Origin of the sequence: Arthrobacter sp. SLBN-53, from assembly GCF_006715585.1 — a bacterium.
GTDB classification, from domain to species: Bacteria; Actinomycetota; Actinomycetes; order Mycobacteriales; family Mycobacteriaceae; genus Mycobacterium; species Mycobacterium neoaurum_A.
The window spans coordinates 95,689-112,874 of sequence record NZ_VFNN01000001.1; the positions used below are offsets into that span (position 1 = coordinate 95,689).

The window sequence follows — 17,186 nt, forward strand, 5'->3', positions numbered from 1 at the left end:
CGGACCCGGGCAGAGCTGATCGCGACGCCACCTGTTCTGGGGGGTGAGAGGTTTCACGATGCGTGTCCGGCGGATAGACGGATCGGGCAGGTGGCAGCTTCCTGCCGGGCACCGAATCGCGCCATGCGCAACCTGATCGCGGCGATCAATGCGTCGATCGATCCGGCGGCATTGACTCGCCGGATCACCGAACAGATGTGCTTGTTCACCCCGAAAGCCGATGGCGCGGCCGTCAGCATCCTGGCGCCCAGCGACGAGTTCGTCGTGGTGTCGGCCTTTGGGGTCGTGGAATCGCTACTCGGCTTGCGACTGCCGGTCGCGGGGACGTTCCAGGGCTTGGCGGTGGCCACCGGACGACCACAGCTCAGTGACGACGCACCCAACGATCCCGCCGTGAACGCCGAGGTTCGCGCCATCGGAGCGCGGCTGGAATTGCGCACCCTCGCCGTCTTTCCGCTGCGTCATCGCGATACCGCCATCGGTGCCTTGTCGATGACCTCCACACAACCGGGCCGATTCGACGAGCGCGATATCGCGGCGATGGCCGCGGCGAGCACATTCATCTCGGGGTTGATCAGCGCCCATACCGAGCTCTCGGCGCTGCTGGACGCGTTTCTGGTGGACCCGAACTTGCCGGACGACTCCACCACGCAGTTCCTGGCCTCGGTGTTGCTTCCCGATATGGCGCGCGAGGATCGACTGCATCAGCGACTGGACGCCGTGCTGGCCGATCCGGCCAACCTGGACATCGTGTTCCAGCCGATCGTGGATCTGAACACCGGGGACGTCACCGGCTTCGAAGGATTGTGCCGATTCCCGACCGACGGCGAGTTGAGCCCGAAACAGTGGTTCGATTGCGCGCGCCGTCTCGGCCGGAGCCTGAGTTTGGAACTGGCGGCGCTGCGACGCCTGCTGGTCAACGCCGAGGATCTTCCGCCGACATCGTTCGTGGCCGCCAATCTGAGTCCGGTGACGGCGATGAATCCTGCGGTGCAAGAGCTCCTGATCTCGGTGCAGCGGCCGCTCGTGGTGGAGATCACCGAGCACGAGCCATTCCCGGACGACCTCGCCGAAGCGCTGAAACCGTTGCGCGAAGCAGGGATCCGCCTAGCCATCGACGATGCCGGAGCGGGTTTTGCGAGCTTCAACCAGTTGCTGCGCCTCCGTCCGGACATCATCAAGATCGACGGTGATCTCACCTCGGGCATCGCCACCGACCCGGTACGGCGTGCGCTGGCATCGTCGATCGTGCGGCTGGGCAATGAACTGAATGCCGTGACGGTCTCCGAAGCGGTCGAGGACCCCCAGCAGTTGGGCACCCTTCGCGATCTCGGTGTGGACCTTGGCCAGGGGTATCTGTTCGGGCGTCCGGTCGCCTACCGTGCCGGCGAACCCGTGACGAAGTCCGGTTGACGTGTGCTAGACGCCGCCACGGCGCAGCATCCGGCCATGGGGGTTCGTGAAGTCGATCTTCTTGCCGCGCAGCCAGGTGCTCGTGACGACCCCGGCGAGTGCCCGCCCGTCGTAGGGACTGACCGGATTCTTGTGGTGCAGTTTGTGGACGTCGACAACCTGGGCGGAGTCCGGTTCGAAGATGGCGAAGTCGGCGTCGTAACCGAGCGCGATCTTGCCCTTGGTGTTCAGTCCCGCCAATGCGGCGGGTTTGGCGGCCATCCAGTCCAGGACCTGGGTCAGCTCGATACCGCGGCGCTTGGCCTCGGTCCAGATGAGCGACAGGCCGAGCTGCAGCGAGGCGACCCCACCCCACGCGATACCGAAATCGCCGTTCTCGACGTCCTTCAGATCGATCGTCGAGGGCGAATGGTCGGAGACGATGCAGTCGATCGTGCCGTCGAGCAGCCCCTGCCACAGCAGTTCACGATTCGACGCCTCGCGGATCGGCGGGCAGCACTTGAAGGCCGTCGCGCCGTTCGGGATCTCCTCGGCCAGCAATGTCAGATAGTGAGGGCAGGTCTCCACGGTGATCTTGACGCCGTCCCGCTTCGCTGTCGCGAGCATCGGCAGCGCGTCGGAGGAGGACAGATGCAGGATATGGGCGCGGACCCCGGTCCAGCGGGCGCGTTCGATCACCTCGGCGATCGCGACGTTCTCGGCGCCACGGGGACGGGAGGCGAGGAACCTTTCGTACTTGTTGCCCTCGGCAGACGGGGCGCGATCGATGGCGCGGGAGTCTTCGGCGTGCACGATCATCATGGAGTCGAAACCGGCCAGCACGGCCATGTCCTTTTCCATCTCATCGGCGTCGAGGTGGGGGAACTCGTCGACACCCGAGTGCAGCAGGAAACATTTGAAGCCGAAGACACCGTCGTCGTGCAGACCCCGCAGGTCGTCGGTGTTACCGGGGATTGCGCCACCCCAGAATCCGACGTCGATGTGGGTCTTTCCCGCTGCCGCCGCCCGCTTGGCGTTGAGGGCCTCTACATTGACCGTCGGCGGAATCGAGTTCAGCGGCATGTCGATCAAGGTGGTCACGCCACCGGCCGCGGCGGCGCGGGTCGCGGAGTCGAAGCCCTCCCACTCGGTGCGACCCGGCTCGTTGACGTGCACGTGGGTATCGACCAGGCCGGGGATCATCACCTGCTCGTCGGTCAGTTCGATGATCTCGGTGGCGGTGAGGCCGCTGCCCAGCGGTTCGATCGCGACGATACGGCCGTCGCGGATACCGATCTCGCGCGCCACGATGCCCGCGGTCGTCAGGGTGCGTTCACCACGGACCACCAGGTCGTATTCGGGTCGATCCGAGGGTGGGGGCGTGTCGTCAGCGATCGAAGTCATCGGCAGCTCTCCGTAGCGAGGAACATACGTCCTCGATCAAATTCCTCATTGTGGAAGTAAGGCTCCATCGTAGTGCGAGGTTAGATGTGAGCGCCGACACAGTCAATTGCGACTGAAGGCTTGACACACGGTGTCCACATACGCGTTACTTATGAAATCCGTGGAATCTTTTTTCCGCACAGTGGAATTTCTGGCGGCGACGTCCCAGGCGTCGGCGCTCCTACCGTGACAGGCGTATCCCATGAGCACAGAGTCCACCGGCCTCCTCGGCGACTCCGATCGCAATGATGCGGCAGCACTCGCCGATGTGAGTCCGCAGCTGTACAACGCCGATCTCGCACCCACCAAACGTGCCGGCCGACGCTGGGGTGCGTACAACATCTTCACCCTGTGGGCCAACGACGTGCACAGTCTGGGCAACTACTCGTTCGCCATCGGGCTGTTCGCCCTCGGCCTGGGCGGGTGGCAGATCCTGCTGGCGCTCGGCCTCGGCGGGATGTTCCTGTTCCTGCTTCTCAATCTGTCCGGGTTCATGGGGGAGAAGACCGGCGTCCCGTTCCCGGTGATGAGCCGCATCGCCTTCGGTATCCGTGGCGCGCAGATCCCCGCCTTGATCCGCGGTGCGGTGGCGATCGCCTGGTTCGGCATCCAGACCTATCTGGCCTCGGTGGTGTTGCGCATCATGATCATCGCGCTCGCGCCGTCGGCGGCGACATTGGACTCGAACAGCTTCCTGGGACTGTCGACGCTGGGCTGGATCTCGTTCGTCTCCTTGTGGGTGATCCAGGTGATCATCGTCAGTTACGGCATGGAGATGATCCGCAAGTACGAGGCGTTCGCCGGCCCGGTCATCCTGTTCACCATGATTGCGCTGGCGATCTGGATGATCAGTAACGCCGGCTGGAGCATTGCATGGTCGACACCCGATTCGCTGACCGGCGTCGACATGTGGTTGAAGATCATCGGCGGTGCGAGCCTGTGGGTCGCGATCTACGGCACGTTCGTGCTCAACTTCTGCGATTTCACCCGAAACGCGACATCAAAACGCGCCATCGTGCGCGGCAACTTCTGGGGCATCCCGTTGAACATGCTGGTGTTCGGCGGCATCGTTATCACGCTTGCCGGTGCACAGTTCCGCATCGACGGACGCATCATCGAAGCGCCGGCCGATATCGTCCAGGAGGTGCCGAACACGCTGCTGCTGGTGCTCGCGGCGCTCGCGTTGCTGATCCTCACCATCGCTGTCAACCTCATGGCGAACTTCGTCGCACCGATCTATGCGCTGAACAACCTTTTCCCCGAGCACCTCAACTTCCGCCGCGCGGCGTTCATCTCGGCGGTCATCGGCCTGGTGATCCTGCCGTGGAACCTGTACAACTCGCCTGCGGTCATCAACTACTTCCTGGGCGGTCTCGGCGCCATCCTCGGCCCCCTGTTCGGCATCATCATGGTCGACTACTGGCTGGTGCGCCGATCGAAGATCAACGTGCTGGCCCTGTTCACCGTCGATGCGGCCGGCGAGTATCACTATGCGAAGGGCGTGAACATGCGTGCCGTTGCCGCCCTTGGCATCACGGCGGTCGCCGCGCTGCTGATGGCCTTCGTCCCGGCGTTCAAGATCGTCTCGGAGTTCTCCTGGTTCATCGGGGCCGGGCTCGGCGCGATCGTCTACTGGATGCTCGCGGACCGTCGCGGCCCCTTCAACGATGTGTCCGGAGAGCCCATCGCCGTGACCAGCACGCACCACTAGGGACCTCATGAGAATTCTGGTTGCCAACGTCAACACGACCGTCTCGATGACCGAGGCGATCGCGGAGTCCGCGCGCGGTGTCGCCTCGCCGGGCACCGAGATCATCGGCATCACACCCCGTTTCGGCGCCGACTCGTGCGAGGGAAACTTCGAGAGTTACCTCGCCGCCATCGCCGTGATGGACGCGATCACTTCGTATGCTGAGCCGTTCGACGCGGTGATCCAGGCCGGCTACGGCGAGCACGGCCGAGAGGGTCTGCAGGAGTTGCTCGACGTGCCGGTCGTCGACATCACCGAGGCTGCGGCGTCGACGGCGATGTATCTGGGCCACAAGTACTCGGTGGTCACCACGCTCGACCGCACGGTGCCGCTGATCGAAGACCGCCTGAAACTGGCCGGCCTCGACGCCCGATGCGCTTCGGTGCGGGCATCGGGCCTCGGTGTGCTGGAACTGGAATCAGACCCCGAGCGTGCCGTGCAGGCGATCGTTTCGCAGGCGCGCGAGGCCGTCGAGAAGGATCATGCCGAGGTGATCTGCCTCGGCTGCGGCGGTATGGCCGAATTGGAGGCCAAGGTGTCGGCCGCCACCGGTGTGCCGATCGTCGATGGCGTCCGCTCGGCGGTGACCATCGCCGAAGGGCTGGTCCGGATGGGACTGTCCACCTCGAAGGTGCGTACCTATGCCACTCCGCGGCAGAAGAAGGTCATCGGCTGGCCATTCCAGTTGTAGGCCAAGAACTCTCAGACGACACCGGGCACCCATCGGGTGCCCGGTGTCGTTTCGTCAGAGCATGATCTGGCGGTTGACGTCCTTGTACAACAGGTAGCGGAAATTCGACGGACCGCCGGCGTAGCACGCCTGCGGGCAGAAGGCGCGCAGCGAGAGGAAGTCGCCTTCCTGAACTTCCACCCAGTCTCCGTTGAGGTGGTATACGGCCTTGCCTTCGAGCATCAGCAGCCCGTGCTCCATCACATGGGTTTCGGCGAATGGAATGCTCGCGCCAGGCTCGAACGTCACGATGTTGACGTGCATGTCGTAGGCGAGGTCTTGCGGGTCGAGCATGCGGGTCGTGCGCCATTTCCCATCGGTTCCCGGCATCGCCGACGGTTCGATATCCCGCTCGTTGCCGAACTTCACCGACGGCGTGTGGCCCTCGATCACCTCATAGCGCTTGCGAATCCACACGAACGTCGCATCGGCATCCCCGGCGTTGCGGGCCGACCAGTCGGTTCCGGCAGGCAGGTAGGCAAAGCCGCCCTCCGACAGTGTCTGTGACTGCCCCGCCGCGTCGACCGACAGTGCCCCCGAGGTGACGAAAAGGAAGCTCTGGACCTCCGGTTGCGGTTCTGGTCGCTGTGCGCCGCCGCCGGGCTTCACTTCGACGATCGCCTGGAAGTACGTCGTCGCGCCACCGGCCACGGGTCGATTGATGATCCACGCGCGGGTGTCCGTCCACTCCGGGAACACCGAGGTGACGATGTCGGAGAGAACCCCGCGGGGGATGACGGTGTACGCCTCGGTGACGATGGCCCGATCGGTCAACAGGTCGGTCTGCGGTGGCAGTCCGCCACGAGGCGTGTAGTAGGACGCTGCGGTTACTGGTCGGGTCATGGGGTGCTCCTGATTGTGCGGCCGAGCGCGATGTCACGCACGGTGGACGTCGAAAGGTCGGTGGCGGTCTCGATCTCGTCGCCGGTGAGCGCGCCGCATACGCTGCCGCGATGGATCACACTCGCCAGCGCTCGAGCGGTGGCCGGCTCATCCATGACCGTGGAGTCGAGTCGGTGGACGTAGTTGCGCAGGCGCGTCGCGGCGGGGGCGAAGGCGCGGCGGTAGAACGCGTAGGTCGAGAGGTACCGGGTGACGAGTTGGGCGGGGTGCATGTCCCAGCCCTGATAGATGCCCCGTTCGAGATGTCGGCGGACCAGGCGTGCGTGCAGGGTCCAGGCCATCGCGATGTTGTCGGGGTCGCCGACGGGCAGGATGTTGGTGGAGCCGTCGGACATGTGGACACCGGTTCCGGCGACGGCGAGTTGCATGACGTTCTTGGCATGGTCGGCCGCCGGATGCTCCATCGACTGATAGGCGGCGGCGATGCCGAGGGACGCCGAGTAGTCATAGGTGCCGTAGTGCAACGAGCTGACGCGCCCCTGTCCTGCGTGGATGAATTGGGCGACCGGTGCGCGACCGTCGGCGCCGAGGATAGCCTGCGGTGTTTCGACCTGCACCTCGAAGCGGATGCGGCCCGCGGGAAGTCCGTTGGCCGCCTCGAGGGCGCGCGCCACCACCACCATCGTCTCGACCTGATCTACCGAGGTCACCTTGGGCAGGGTCAGGGCCACACCGTCGGGCAGCCCGCCGGATTCGACGAGCCCGCTGACGAACATGTCGAGCGTCCGCAATCCGCGGGCCCGGGTGCCGGCTTCGAGGCACTTGAAGCGGATACCGACGAACGGCGTCGAGCTGCCTGCGTCGATCGCGCTGCGCACTGCCTCCAGGGCACGTTCGACATCGGCATCTTCGGTGGCGTCGTCGAACGTGCCGTAGCCGTCCTCGAAGTCGATGCGAAGGTCCTCGATCGGTTCGGTGCGAAGCTTGTGGTCCACCAGCGCGGCCAGCGTGTCGGGCGCACAGTCGGTTCCTTCGTCGGCTCCGACCAGTGCCGCCACCGCGTCGAGTCCGCCGGCCGAGCCGGCCGCGGCCAGTGCAGCGGTCCCCCAATCGGTGGGCGTCGTGGCCGTGTACCGATTGGCGGGGACATAGACGGTGTGCACCGGCTGCCGACGGCCGTCGTCACCGGGATAGCAGGCGGCCAGGTGCGCGTCGGCGGCCGCCAGCCGAAGGTCGACGTCGGCCAGCACCGCATCGTCGAGGCGTCGTGTCACAGGTGTTCCTTCCGGGCCGCCGCTGAAATGCGTGGAAATACCGATCAGACTGAAATTCCACAATGTGGAGTTTAGCGTGGAACCGGTCGAACCGCGAAGAAGTCACAGATGAGCCCGACGAGATTCCGTATTGCGGAATCATTTCATCGGATGTTGGATGAAACGCACATCATCTACCGAAAGTGGGTCGCATGACGGAACGGTCAGGCGGGGTCCAATCGGTGGAACGCGCCTTCGAATTGATGGAGTTGATCGGGCGCGCGGGAGGGGAGTGCTCGCTCACCGAGTTGTCCTCGGAGTCGCCATTGCCACCGCCCACGATTCACCGCCTGTTGCGCACACTGGTCAACCTGGGCTATGTGCGGCAGCTGCCCAACCGTCGCTATGCGTTGGGGCCGAGACTGATTCGGCTCGGTGAGGTCGCCAACCGCCAGTTGGGTGCGGTGGCCATGCCGGTACTGCAGACGCTGGTCGACGAACTGTCGGAAACTGCGAGCCTGGCCGTACTCGACGGCGACATGGTGATCTACACCGGTCAGGTGCTGCCGTCGGCGCTGATGCGCAACGGCACCGAGGTGGGCAAGCGCGTCGGCCTGCATACCTCGGGTGTCGGCAAAGCCGTCCTCGGCGGACTGGAGGACGCGCGCATCCTGAAACTTGTCACCCAGTCCGGGCTCCCGGCGCCGACTGAGAACAGTGCCTCGACTCTTTCGGCGGTATTTGCCAAGGTCGAGCGTGTTCGCGCCGATGGTTACGCGATCGATGACGAGGAATGCGAAATGGGGATGCGATCGGTAGCGATGGCGGTTCCCGGCGCACCCACACCTATGGCGATAGGCATCTCCGGCCCCGTCACGCGCATGCACAAGGACGCCATCACGCGGGCTGTGCCTGCGCTGAAGAAAGCGACCGGAGTGATCTCCGAGGCGCTGATCGGATCGCGGGAACTGTAGGTCCGGTCGGGGTCAGAGCACACCCAGCGGACGACAGACGTTGGACAGGGCGTTCCAGTACTGACCCGGCGCGCAATTCTCCGCCGGACGCGGTGTCTGGCAGGTGTTCGTGATGGGGTCCCAGAATTGTCCGTTGACGCAGTTCAGCGGTTCAGCGGCAGCGGACCCGGCGGCGAACAGCGACGCCGCGGCAATCGGCGCTGCGGCGAGGACGGCGATGGGCGAACGGCCGAGTATGTTTCGCATGGATTGATCTTGCCCCACGCCGCGGGTCTTGAAACGCGGATACTCGTACCTGCGGGATGGTCAGAGTGCGTCATACACGGCCGCGACGAGCCGATGGGCGCGACGATCCCCGGCCAGCCAGTCTCGACGCATGTTGGGAACGAAGGCGAAAGCCACCCGGTGCTCGGGATCTGCCATTCCGACCGAACCACCTGCGCCAGGATGCCCGAAAGCGGTTCGCCGCGCAGGTTCGGGCATCACGAAATTCTGCGACGGAAGCATGTATCCGAGCCCGAAGGCGCTTTCCAGTCCCAGCACGTGGTCACGGCCGCGGACCCGTTCGGCGATCGCCTCGCGCAACAGCCCGCCTGCGACCAAGCTGCCGTCGACGAGGTCGGCATAGAACACCGCCATTGCGCGCGCGGTGGTGACCAGCCCGGCCGCGGGCCAGCCTCCCGCCAGCACCTCGGGATCATGGAATGACGGAACGGGGTTCGATGCTGCGCGGACGAAGAGTGACTCGGGATCGGCGATCGCCGCGGCCATCTCGGCGACGGTGCGCTCGGGTATCGGCGGCGCATGCGCCACACTCCACACGCGTTGCCCGGGCGGTGGCGAACTCATCCTGGCAATATCGGACGGGGCCGCCGCGGCTGCGCCGATGTGGAGCTGTTCGTTGATGTGCCGCCGGGTGAAATCGCCCACGGTCATACCGGTGTGACGACGGACGAATTCGCCGACCAGCCATCCGAATGTCAAAGCGTGATAACCGTGTTCGGTGCCGAGCGGCCATATCGGATACTGGTGCGCCAACAGGGTGGCCATCGCGGCGGGATCCGCGGCTTCGGCCGCCGATACCGGGCGCTCCAACACCGGCAGCCCGGCCCGATGGGTCATCAGGTCGGCCAGGGTGACCTCGCGTTTGCCGCACTGCGCGAACTCGGGCCACCACGAACACACGGGCTCCTCGAATCCGCCGCCACGCTGCTGGGCGACCATCAGCGCCGCGGTCGCCGTCACCCCCTTCGTGCAGGAGAAGGTGGGACACACGGTGTCGCGTGTCCATGGTCGCCCGGTCCTGCGATCGGCGATGCCGCCCCACAGGTCCACTACGGCGCGGCCGTCGACATACACGGCCACCGCGGCACCGAGGTCGTCACCGTCGGCCACACCGGCTTCGAAGAGCGTCTTCACCTCAGCGAATGCCGGGTCGGCGTAGCCCTCTGTGATAGTGGCCATACATCGGAGTAGACCACGTTTCCCGGCGAATCAAGATCGGTATCGATCGACGAACCGCGATGCCCTTTCCCGCAACTGTGCCTTCGTCGGCGCCGCCGCACCGGTGAGGATCGGAAAGACGATCGGTCCCAGGAGTTCGGCGGTCAGTTCCTCGTCCACAGCGGGAGCCGGATCGTCGCTGTCGAGCACATGTGCGACCACCGGCATGGCACTGCGGACCAGGACATCGTTCCCACGCAGCAATGCGGCGACAGCGTTGTCGTGCTGTGCTTCTCCCAGCAACGCCCGGTAGGCGGCGCCGGCGACGGATCGCGTCAGAAAGTGCACCACAGCGGCGAGGTAGTTCGACACCACAGCGACCGAGTTGGCGGTGAGCGGCACCGCCAACTCGGTCGCTGCGTCCTGCGCGCACGCTTCGTTCAGGATCTCGGCCTTGGTCGACCACCAGCGGTAGACGGTCTGACGACCGACGCCGGCCCGCTCGGCGATGCCCTTCATCGTCAGCGCCGCGTATCCCTGTTCGACCAGCATGTCGTCGACCGCATTCAGGATCGCCCGGCGGGCACTCTCGCTGCGCGGCCTGCCGAGTGCGGGCTGCTGCATGCGGTTCGACGTCTCGGGCATGTCTCGATCTTCTCAGTTGCCGGTGCCCTCGGTCGCTCGACCGCTGCGCATCACCATCAGCTCTGCGATGACCACCACCACCGGGAGAACGGACACCAACCCGGCGAACACGACCCCGGCGGTGATGAGATCGGTCGCCCGGGCCAGTGCGCCGACACCGATCGCGGGCACCGCCAGCATCGTGTAAAGCCCGGCAAAGAAGGCCGATGACACCCCGCCGCGTTGCGCGACATCGGTTCGTTCGACGGTCATCGCGAGTCCGGCCAACAGACACATCCCGGCACCGATACCCACAGTGGCCGCGGCCGCAAGAAGCGCGGGAAGTGACCCGGTCGTCAACGCGAGCACGATCAGGCCCGCGGCCACCACCATCCCCAGGCATCCGACGATCTGCGCGCGGGCGGTCGCAAGCCGCCGTCCCCACAGCTGACCGCCTGCCATGCCTGCGAAGGCGACGAAGACGACGCCGCCGGCGACGGCGTGGCTGTGCACGTGCAGGTGGCCCGCCAAGAGTAGGCCGCTCACCGCGGTCAGCACACCGGTGACGGCGAACCCTGAGCCCGCTGCCAGCACCGCCCGCACGAATGCACCGCGGATGGCGGCGGGAACATGAAGGCGCTGACGCCATCCGGACGTGGTGTTCGTGCGTGGCGCCGAGGGCAGCCCGTACGCCAGGGCGAGAAGGGCAGCCGCCGACAGCACCAGATGGGCCACATAGGGCGCACTCAACGCGGAGGTGCTCAGGTCGGCGATGACGCCTGACAGCAGGGTGCCCAGCGCAAGACCACCGGTGTTCGCCGCGACCGCGATGGTCCCCGCCACGGATCGACGCTGGAGCCCGAAGAGGTCGATGATGGCTGCCGTTCCCGCGCCGCTCATCAGGCCCGCCCCGATCCCGGAGACCACCCGCGCAAGGATCAGCAGCGGCAGCGACGGCGGCAACAGGAAAAGCACCGCACTTACCGCCGCAAATGCCACCGCGGCAAGGAGGACCGGTTTGCGGCCGACAAGGTCGGACAGTCTGCCGAACAGCAGCAGGGTAGCGACGACACCGATCGCATAGACCGCGAAGAGCCCCGTCACCGTCAACGCCGTGAACGTCAACTCACTGGCATAAATCGGATACAGCGGCGTCGGGAGTGTGGTACCCATCATCGTCACGGAAAAAGCAAACCCCGTGGCATATAACGCTTTTGGTGAGACCCGGCTTGGTGCCGCCAGGCCGTCCATGTCGGTTCTCGACACGATAGTCCTTTCGCGATCAATATCATTAACGAGGCATGTTGCCTCGTTAATGACATTAGCACTATCGAGTCACGGTGTCTCGATTTACTGGCCGGACCCGGGCGCTGCCTTCGTCGGGCTTGTGCCAGGCTGGACCCGCAAGCCCCTAGCAACAGTTCGCCGTCGACGGGAGGAGCCGCATGGTGCTGAGACGTCACAGCGCGCTGAATCTGTTGTGGACACTGCCGCTCGCCACGGCCCTGTCCGCCGGTCCGCTCTACTGGGGCACGCTGGCCGTATGCGGTGTGAGCGGTTGCAGCGGAGGTGGCTTCGGGCCCTCATACAGCCCGGATCATCATTGGATCATCGCGTTTGTCGTGGTCGGCCTCCTGTATGCGACGGCGATCATTGCGGTGCCGTGGGGGCGGTTCGGCCTCCGACTCGTGATCGGACTGGCCGTAGGCATCATGGTCGCGGGCTATCTGATCGTCCACGCCTGGACCATGAAGTACCGACCGTGAAGTACCCGCTCGTCTGACAGCGCGGACTCGTGCTCAGATGCGCTCCAGGACGGAATCGTCGGTCCGCACCGCACCGAGGGTTGCATGCACCGTGATGTCATGGGTGCCGGGGGAGACCGTGGCGCAGACGATCCCCACCTCATGGCGATCGATCTTGTGAGCGAGAGCAGGTGAGCGCTGCACCAAGGACGTTGCGGTGTCGATGATGTGGGCCGAGGTCACCGAGGCCACACAATCGGCTGCCGCGCCTCGACGCACCACCGACAGCAGCGCGTTCTCCACCGCACTGCGCATCGCGCCGTCCGGCAGTTGCGCGTTCTTCCACGCCTGCAGTGCGGCCCGCATGGCGGGACAGTCGTCATGGCCGAGGACCACCACCAGGGCGACCCCGAGTGCGTCGACCGCGTACTCGATGCTTGCCAGCACGCTGGTGTCGACCGTGTGGCCCCACGTGCTGATGTCGACGAGTGATCCGGCAGATTGCCCGAACACGGTCTCGCTGCTGATGCCGGCGTCGGCACAACGGAACACTGCTGCCACGGGCCCCTCGACGGGCCACGGCCGACCGGCCCGTAGCCCTCGCCAGATCGTCGTCGCGTCGGTCGTGTTAATACTCACGTCATTGCTCATCTCGGTCATTCCTCTCGTGGTGGTTGTTCAGCTGAAGTACTCGGGGCGGCTGACGTAGGTCTCGGTCACGAACAGCACGCCGGGCGAGGCATCGAGGAGCCGGCGCAGTCCGGCGAGCAGTGCCTCGACCTTGTCGTCGGGCACCACGGTGATGATCAGTTCGAGCGTCGCCTGTTGGTTGAACAGCAGACGGCCCTGGTGATAGCCGTGGTGGCCGAGGCCGGATACACCGGACACACTGGTGAAGCCGGTCGCACCGACCCCGGTGATCACGTCGCGCACGGCGGACGCATCTTGACCGGAGACCACAACCTCGACTTTTGTCATCCGGGTGAGGGCGGTGGTCATCGAATCATCTCCTTGTCGAAAGTGTTTGTCGGAAGCGCGTTGTCATACCAGTCCCGCCAGCCGTTGCGGGTCCGGCGGTGCCAGCTGTGGTGGGCATGCTCGCGCGCGGCGATGCTCACCCAGTCGTTGTCGAACAGTTGCTTCAGTAGCGGGTTGCGGTCGATGACCGTGTCGATGCGGGCCAAGGGTGCCTGGACGACGGCGAGCAACCGTTGCGGTTCGTGTATCAGTCGGTCACCGAACCGGACCGACTGCCGTGGCAGCCCCAAGCGCAGGTCGCCGACATGTCCAGCCAGCACCCCGGCGTCGCCGACGACGTTGTGGATCGTCTTGCTGCCCGCTCCGAAGGTGTCGGGGGCCACAGTGGAGAAGTAGTACTGGCAGTTGATCCACTGCGCCACCACCAAGGGAGCGGTCATGATGTTCTCCAGCGCTGTTCCGTCGGCGTCGACGTCGGCCTCGTAGGAGTGCAGAAATACCCTGCGCGCCAGATCGATTCCGGCGGTGACCGCCCGTGGGGCAATGATGAAGGCGGAGTTGTTGGCCAGCCCCCATTCGGGATACACCTGCGCCCAGTCCAGCGAACGCTTGGCCACGTGGCGGGTAGCCCTGGCAGATGAGCGCCGCCGGGGCGCGCCCGGCAGTCCGGCGCACCGCTCATCGGCAAGAGCCGCGCCGGCGTGCGCGAGATGTGTGGTGAGCCGGTCGATATCGGCACGGTATCCAGCCGGGATCAGATGCTGGTCGAGCACCGTGACGCGGTCGGTGGTGGTGTCGTGCACCGCTGCAATGGCGAGGGTGTCATCGGGTATGGCGATTCCCGATGTGTGCAGCTCGGCACGAACCGCGGGATCGTTGAGGATAAGCGCGGCGGTGCGCGCGTTCGGGCCGCCGCCCTGCCCGCCGCAGGCTCCACAATCCAGCGACGCCTGATAGGGGTTGTTCTCGGTGGTGCTGTGATGACCGCAGAGCACCAACAGCCGTGCGAAACCGCCGGTCAGTCCTATCGATTGGAACAGGGCCTGCGCGAAGAGCACCCGCTCGGACAACGGCATACCGCTGATCGCCAGCACGGTGGGCGGCGTCGGTGCAATCCACTCCCGCAGCCGTTTTCGGATCGAGCCGCTGGCGGCCGGGGCGGCGGTTTTGGCCGCGGCAAGGGGACCGGCGAGGAAACCGGCCGCTTCGGCGAGGGTGAAAGACCCGGTATACGAGTGTTTTGCGGTGTGAAAGGACGATTCGGCCGCGGCAAGGCCGGTGGCTCCGACCACGTGCCGACGCGCATCGCCTGCGGGAATTTCGGATACCTGGTGACTGGGCGAGATCAGCACCGGGCAAAGGTCCATCGGATCACCGCCGAGCAGGCCGGTGAAACGGATGGGGACAGCGAAGAAGCCGGCGAAGCCGAATGTCTGATAGCCGCCATGGCTCTCCAGATGCCTGCGCAACCCTTCCGAACGGGTGTCGATGCACGTGACCACCTGCGCATGTACGGGCGCGGGAGTGCGGGCGTCGGCATCGGCATCGGCCAGTGCGCTCAGCAGCTGATCCTGGTAGTGGCCTTCGAAAGCCTGCTGCCACAGCATCTCCCGGGCGCCTACCGGTATCGTGGCCAGTACCCTGGCCACGGTCGCCTGTTCGGCCTCGTCGACCGTCCCTGCGTGCCAGACCGTCAGCAGATGCTCCGCGCGCTCGCGCGCGGTGGGCGTCGGCGAGCGCGGTGCGTCGGTCATCGGTGTTCTCGGGGCGTCCTGCACCAATGCGGCCTCCAGGGACAACCGGACGGCCAGATACTGCAGCAGGTCGATGCCCGCCGCACGGTCGGCGCCCCACTGGATATGGGCCGCCCATCCCGGCAGCCGGGTCAGATGCGCCTGCAGATAGACGACGCGATCCTCATCGCCGATACGCAGAACCTCGAGCGCCTCCAGTACGGCGTCGTCGGGCCGTTCCGGTGCCGCGTGCAGCTTCCGCCGTGCCGCGCGGGGCAGGCTCCGGTCGTGCCGCACCGATGCCCGCCAGGCGTTGTAGAACCCCTCCGCGCGATCCGGCATGGACCAGCTACCGCCGCCGAGAAAGGCGGCACACCAGGTGGCGGCGTGCGCGTCGATATCCGCGGCGAGCTCACCAGAGATCCGCTCGGCCCGAGTGGTGAAGCGGCGCTGCGGTTCTGGGGCGCCTTGGCCGTGTAGCAGGTCGGCTCGCAGGATGTCGATGGCAGCGACAACGCGCCCGGCGAGCCGGATGTCCGGCTCGTCCGCGAGATTGGGGTACCGCCTGAGCAGTACGGCGTCGAGGTCGGCGTCGGTGATCCGGCCCTGCCGGTACAGTGCCCGAAAGACGTTCTCTGGCAGGGTTCCCCGCATGCCGAACACGTCGCTCGCGCGCCGGATGGCCTGTTCGAAGGGCATCGTCTGCAGACCGGCCAGCGGATTGACCGCGATGAAGGTGCCGAGTGGGTAATGGGTGGGCAGTGCCCGTGCGGCCAGCCGGATGTCACTGCGGAGCTGGGCCCGTCGCGTGGCGAGATCAGTGGATGTCATCGGTGTGCTCCTGTCGGGTGAAGGGTTCCTGCGCTGATCGCGTGTGTGTAGAGGGCGCGCTGCAATCCGCGCGCCGGGCGCCAGGTCCGCGCGGCCGCCAGGCTGCCGAGCATCGCGAGTCCGGCGGCGAACACCGCCCAGACCGCCAGCGGTGATGCCGTCGACGCCGGTAGAGCGGGCCCCAGATATCTGCTGACCATGCTGATCATCGCCACGTAGCCGACCGCTGCGGGGAACAGCACCGCCGCGGCGCCGAGCACACCGTGCGCGGTGGGTTGCCTGCGCAGCCAACCCCACGTGGCGGCGGCGGCGGCCAGCCAGGCGAATACCAGCAGCGCGAGTTCGGCGGCATGACCTTCCTGCCAGCTCGGTACCAGCGCGACCCCGGTGCTCAACGCGCTCAGCGGAAGCAACGAAGCAGCCGCCGCGACACCCCACGTGGCGTGTCGGGAGATCCGCACCGGGGTTGAGAGCAGGTGGTGTCGTCGGTGCCGGGCGATCGCAGTGCCGGACGACAGGAACAGGGTGGCTTTGTAGAACCCGTGTCCGATCAGGTGGATCACCGCCGCAGCCCAGAGGCCCAGCCCACAGGTGAGCATCATGAAACCCATCTGGGCCATCGTCGAGTAAGTAAGCGCTCCCTTGATATCCGGCCTCGCCAGCATCATCAGAACGCCGTAGGCCATGGATGCGACGCCGGCGGCGATGATGATCCCCGCGGCCAGTGGGGTCGAGAAGGCGGCCAGTTTGACAAGCAGGACTCCGCCGCCGTTGACCACCCCGGCATGCAGAAGAGCCGACACCGGTGTGGGCGCCGCGAGTGTGGCGGGCAGCCAGCGGTGAAAGGGTATCTGCGCCGTGCGGGAGAGTGCGGCAACGGCGATCAGTATCGCGATCGCGGGTGCGAATACCTCGGCGTCGAGATGATGCAGTCCGACCGCGACCCACAGCGCACCGTCTCCGAGGGCGAACGCCAACGCGGTGCGGCGAACACCGTCGCGTGCGGCGGGAAGCTCTCGGTAGGTGGCCAACAGCAGGCACAGTGCGAGCCCGACCGAGGTCCAACCGACGGCCAGGGTAACCAGCGTGGTGGCCGTCGCCATCAGCATCGACGCCACCGTGAGAAGCGCTGCGCCGCAAGTGAACCAGTGTGACCGCCGGTCGCCGGCAAGGTAGCGCACGGAGTATCCCTGTGCGATGGCGCTCACTCCGAAGATCAGCAACAGCAGTGCTGCTGCCAGGCGGTCGGGTGCTGATACCACTCCCACGATCGCGACCAGCGCACCGACGACGGTCACCGATGTGCCCACGCGTGCAACGGCAACCGGTATGCGTCGGCCGACGGTGGCGGCCAGTGCGGCCACAGCCAGCAGCGCGATGATCAGTACCAATAGAGGTGGCTTCGAGGCGAGCTCCAACATGCGAAGGAAATTACGTGTATTCAGTC

16 protein-coding genes are annotated in these 17,186 nt (G+C 65.9%); 5 read left to right on the plus strand and 11 right to left on the minus strand.

Features of this window, described 5'->3' with window-relative positions:
- Positions 1 to 90: 90 nt before the first annotated feature.
- The gene (locus FBY28_RS00465; RefSeq protein WP_141863476.1) at positions 91 to 1,413 is read left to right on the plus strand and encodes a sensor domain-containing phosphodiesterase; all 1,323 of its coding nucleotides are present in this window, start codon (positions 91 to 93) and stop codon (positions 1,411 to 1,413) included.
- Positions 1,414 to 1,419: 6 nt separating this feature from the next.
- On the opposite strand, the gene allB is transcribed toward FBY28_RS00465, so the two are convergent.
- Complete coding sequence (gene allB / locus FBY28_RS00470) at positions 1,420 to 2,796, minus strand: allantoinase AllB (RefSeq protein WP_141863477.1); 1,377 nt, start codon at positions 2,794 to 2,796, stop codon at positions 1,420 to 1,422.
- A gap of 241 nt (positions 2,797 to 3,037) precedes the next feature.
- Between allB and FBY28_RS00475 the strand changes: the two genes are divergently transcribed.
- Both FBY28_RS00475 and FBY28_RS00480 read left to right on the plus strand, forming a co-directional pair.
- Positions 3,038 to 4,546 (plus strand): NCS1 family nucleobase:cation symporter-1, encoded by a 1,509-nt coding sequence (locus tag FBY28_RS00475; RefSeq protein WP_141863478.1) that lies wholly within the window; start codon positions 3,038 to 3,040, stop codon positions 4,544 to 4,546.
- Between the two features lie 7 nt (positions 4,547 to 4,553).
- Positions 4,554 to 5,276 carry an aspartate/glutamate racemase family protein gene (locus FBY28_RS00480; RefSeq protein ID WP_141863479.1) on the plus strand — a complete coding sequence of 241 codons (723 nt, stop codon included), beginning with the start codon at positions 4,554 to 4,556 and terminating at the stop codon, positions 5,274 to 5,276.
- Positions 5,277 to 5,330: 54 nt separating this feature from the next.
- Here the strand turns inward: FBY28_RS00480 and FBY28_RS00485 are convergent, their stop codons facing one another.
- Both FBY28_RS00485 and FBY28_RS00490 read right to left on the minus strand, forming a co-directional pair.
- Positions 5,331 to 6,158, minus strand: a complete 828-nt coding sequence (locus FBY28_RS00485) for a bifunctional allantoicase/(S)-ureidoglycine aminohydrolase (RefSeq protein WP_141863480.1) — start codon at positions 6,156 to 6,158, stop codon at positions 5,331 to 5,333.
- Positions 6,155 to 7,432, minus strand: coding sequence for a DUF6986 family protein (locus FBY28_RS00490; protein ID WP_141863481.1), 1,278 nt, complete (start codon positions 7,430 to 7,432; stop codon positions 6,155 to 6,157). Before FBY28_RS00490 ends, FBY28_RS00485 begins: the two co-directional genes overlap by 4 nt.
- A gap of 191 nt (positions 7,433 to 7,623) precedes the next feature.
- Between FBY28_RS00490 and FBY28_RS00495 the strand changes: the two genes are divergently transcribed.
- Positions 7,624 to 8,385 (plus strand): IclR family transcriptional regulator, encoded by a 762-nt coding sequence (locus FBY28_RS00495; protein ID WP_141863482.1) that lies wholly within the window; start codon positions 7,624 to 7,626, stop codon positions 8,383 to 8,385.
- 12 nt (positions 8,386 to 8,397) lie between these two features.
- On the opposite strand, the gene FBY28_RS00500 is transcribed toward FBY28_RS00495, so the two are convergent.
- The 4 genes from FBY28_RS00500 to FBY28_RS00515 are packed head-to-tail and all read right to left on the minus strand — an operon-like array spanning position 8,398 to position 11,703.
- Positions 8,398 to 8,631, minus strand: coding sequence for a hypothetical protein (locus FBY28_RS00500; RefSeq protein WP_141863483.1), 234 nt, complete (start codon positions 8,629 to 8,631; stop codon positions 8,398 to 8,400).
- A 60-nt stretch (positions 8,632 to 8,691) separates the two neighbouring features.
- Entirely contained in the window at positions 8,692 to 9,849 is a 1,158-nt protein-coding gene (locus tag FBY28_RS00505; RefSeq protein ID WP_141863484.1) for a serine hydrolase domain-containing protein, read from the minus strand.
- 30 nt (positions 9,850 to 9,879) lie between these two features.
- Positions 9,880 to 10,473: a TetR/AcrR family transcriptional regulator gene (locus tag FBY28_RS00510; RefSeq protein WP_141863485.1), complete on the minus strand. Its 594-nt coding sequence runs from the start codon at positions 10,471 to 10,473 to the stop codon at positions 9,880 to 9,882.
- Between the two features lie 12 nt (positions 10,474 to 10,485).
- Positions 10,486 to 11,703, minus strand: coding sequence for an MFS transporter (locus tag FBY28_RS00515; RefSeq protein WP_141869961.1), 1,218 nt, complete (start codon positions 11,701 to 11,703; stop codon positions 10,486 to 10,488).
- Between the two features lie 194 nt (positions 11,704 to 11,897).
- Between FBY28_RS00515 and FBY28_RS00520 the strand changes: the two genes are divergently transcribed.
- Positions 11,898 to 12,218, plus strand: a complete 321-nt coding sequence (locus FBY28_RS00520; RefSeq protein ID WP_141863486.1) for a hypothetical protein — start codon at positions 11,898 to 11,900, stop codon at positions 12,216 to 12,218.
- Between the two features lie 33 nt (positions 12,219 to 12,251).
- Here the strand turns inward: FBY28_RS00520 and FBY28_RS00525 are convergent, their stop codons facing one another.
- From FBY28_RS00525 to FBY28_RS00540, 4 genes are read right to left on the minus strand one after another with little or no spacing between them, the layout of a single operon-like run.
- Positions 12,252 to 12,836 (minus strand): carbonic anhydrase, encoded by a 585-nt coding sequence (locus FBY28_RS00525; RefSeq protein WP_160145444.1) that lies wholly within the window; start codon positions 12,834 to 12,836, stop codon positions 12,252 to 12,254.
- A gap of 39 nt (positions 12,837 to 12,875) precedes the next feature.
- The gene (locus tag FBY28_RS00530) at positions 12,876 to 13,196 is read right to left on the minus strand and encodes a P-II family nitrogen regulator (protein ID WP_141863488.1); all 321 of its coding nucleotides are present in this window, start codon (positions 13,194 to 13,196) and stop codon (positions 12,876 to 12,878) included.
- Complete coding sequence (locus FBY28_RS00535) at positions 13,193 to 15,739, minus strand: DUF2309 domain-containing protein (RefSeq protein ID WP_141863489.1); 2,547 nt, start codon at positions 15,737 to 15,739, stop codon at positions 13,193 to 13,195. The genes FBY28_RS00530 and FBY28_RS00535 overlap by 4 nt, the downstream gene beginning before the upstream one ends.
- Positions 15,736 to 17,160 (minus strand): proton-conducting transporter transmembrane domain-containing protein, encoded by a 1,425-nt coding sequence (locus FBY28_RS00540; RefSeq protein WP_141863490.1) that lies wholly within the window; start codon positions 17,158 to 17,160, stop codon positions 15,736 to 15,738. The genes FBY28_RS00535 and FBY28_RS00540 overlap by 4 nt, the downstream gene beginning before the upstream one ends.
- Positions 17,161 to 17,186: the final 26 nt, after the last annotated feature.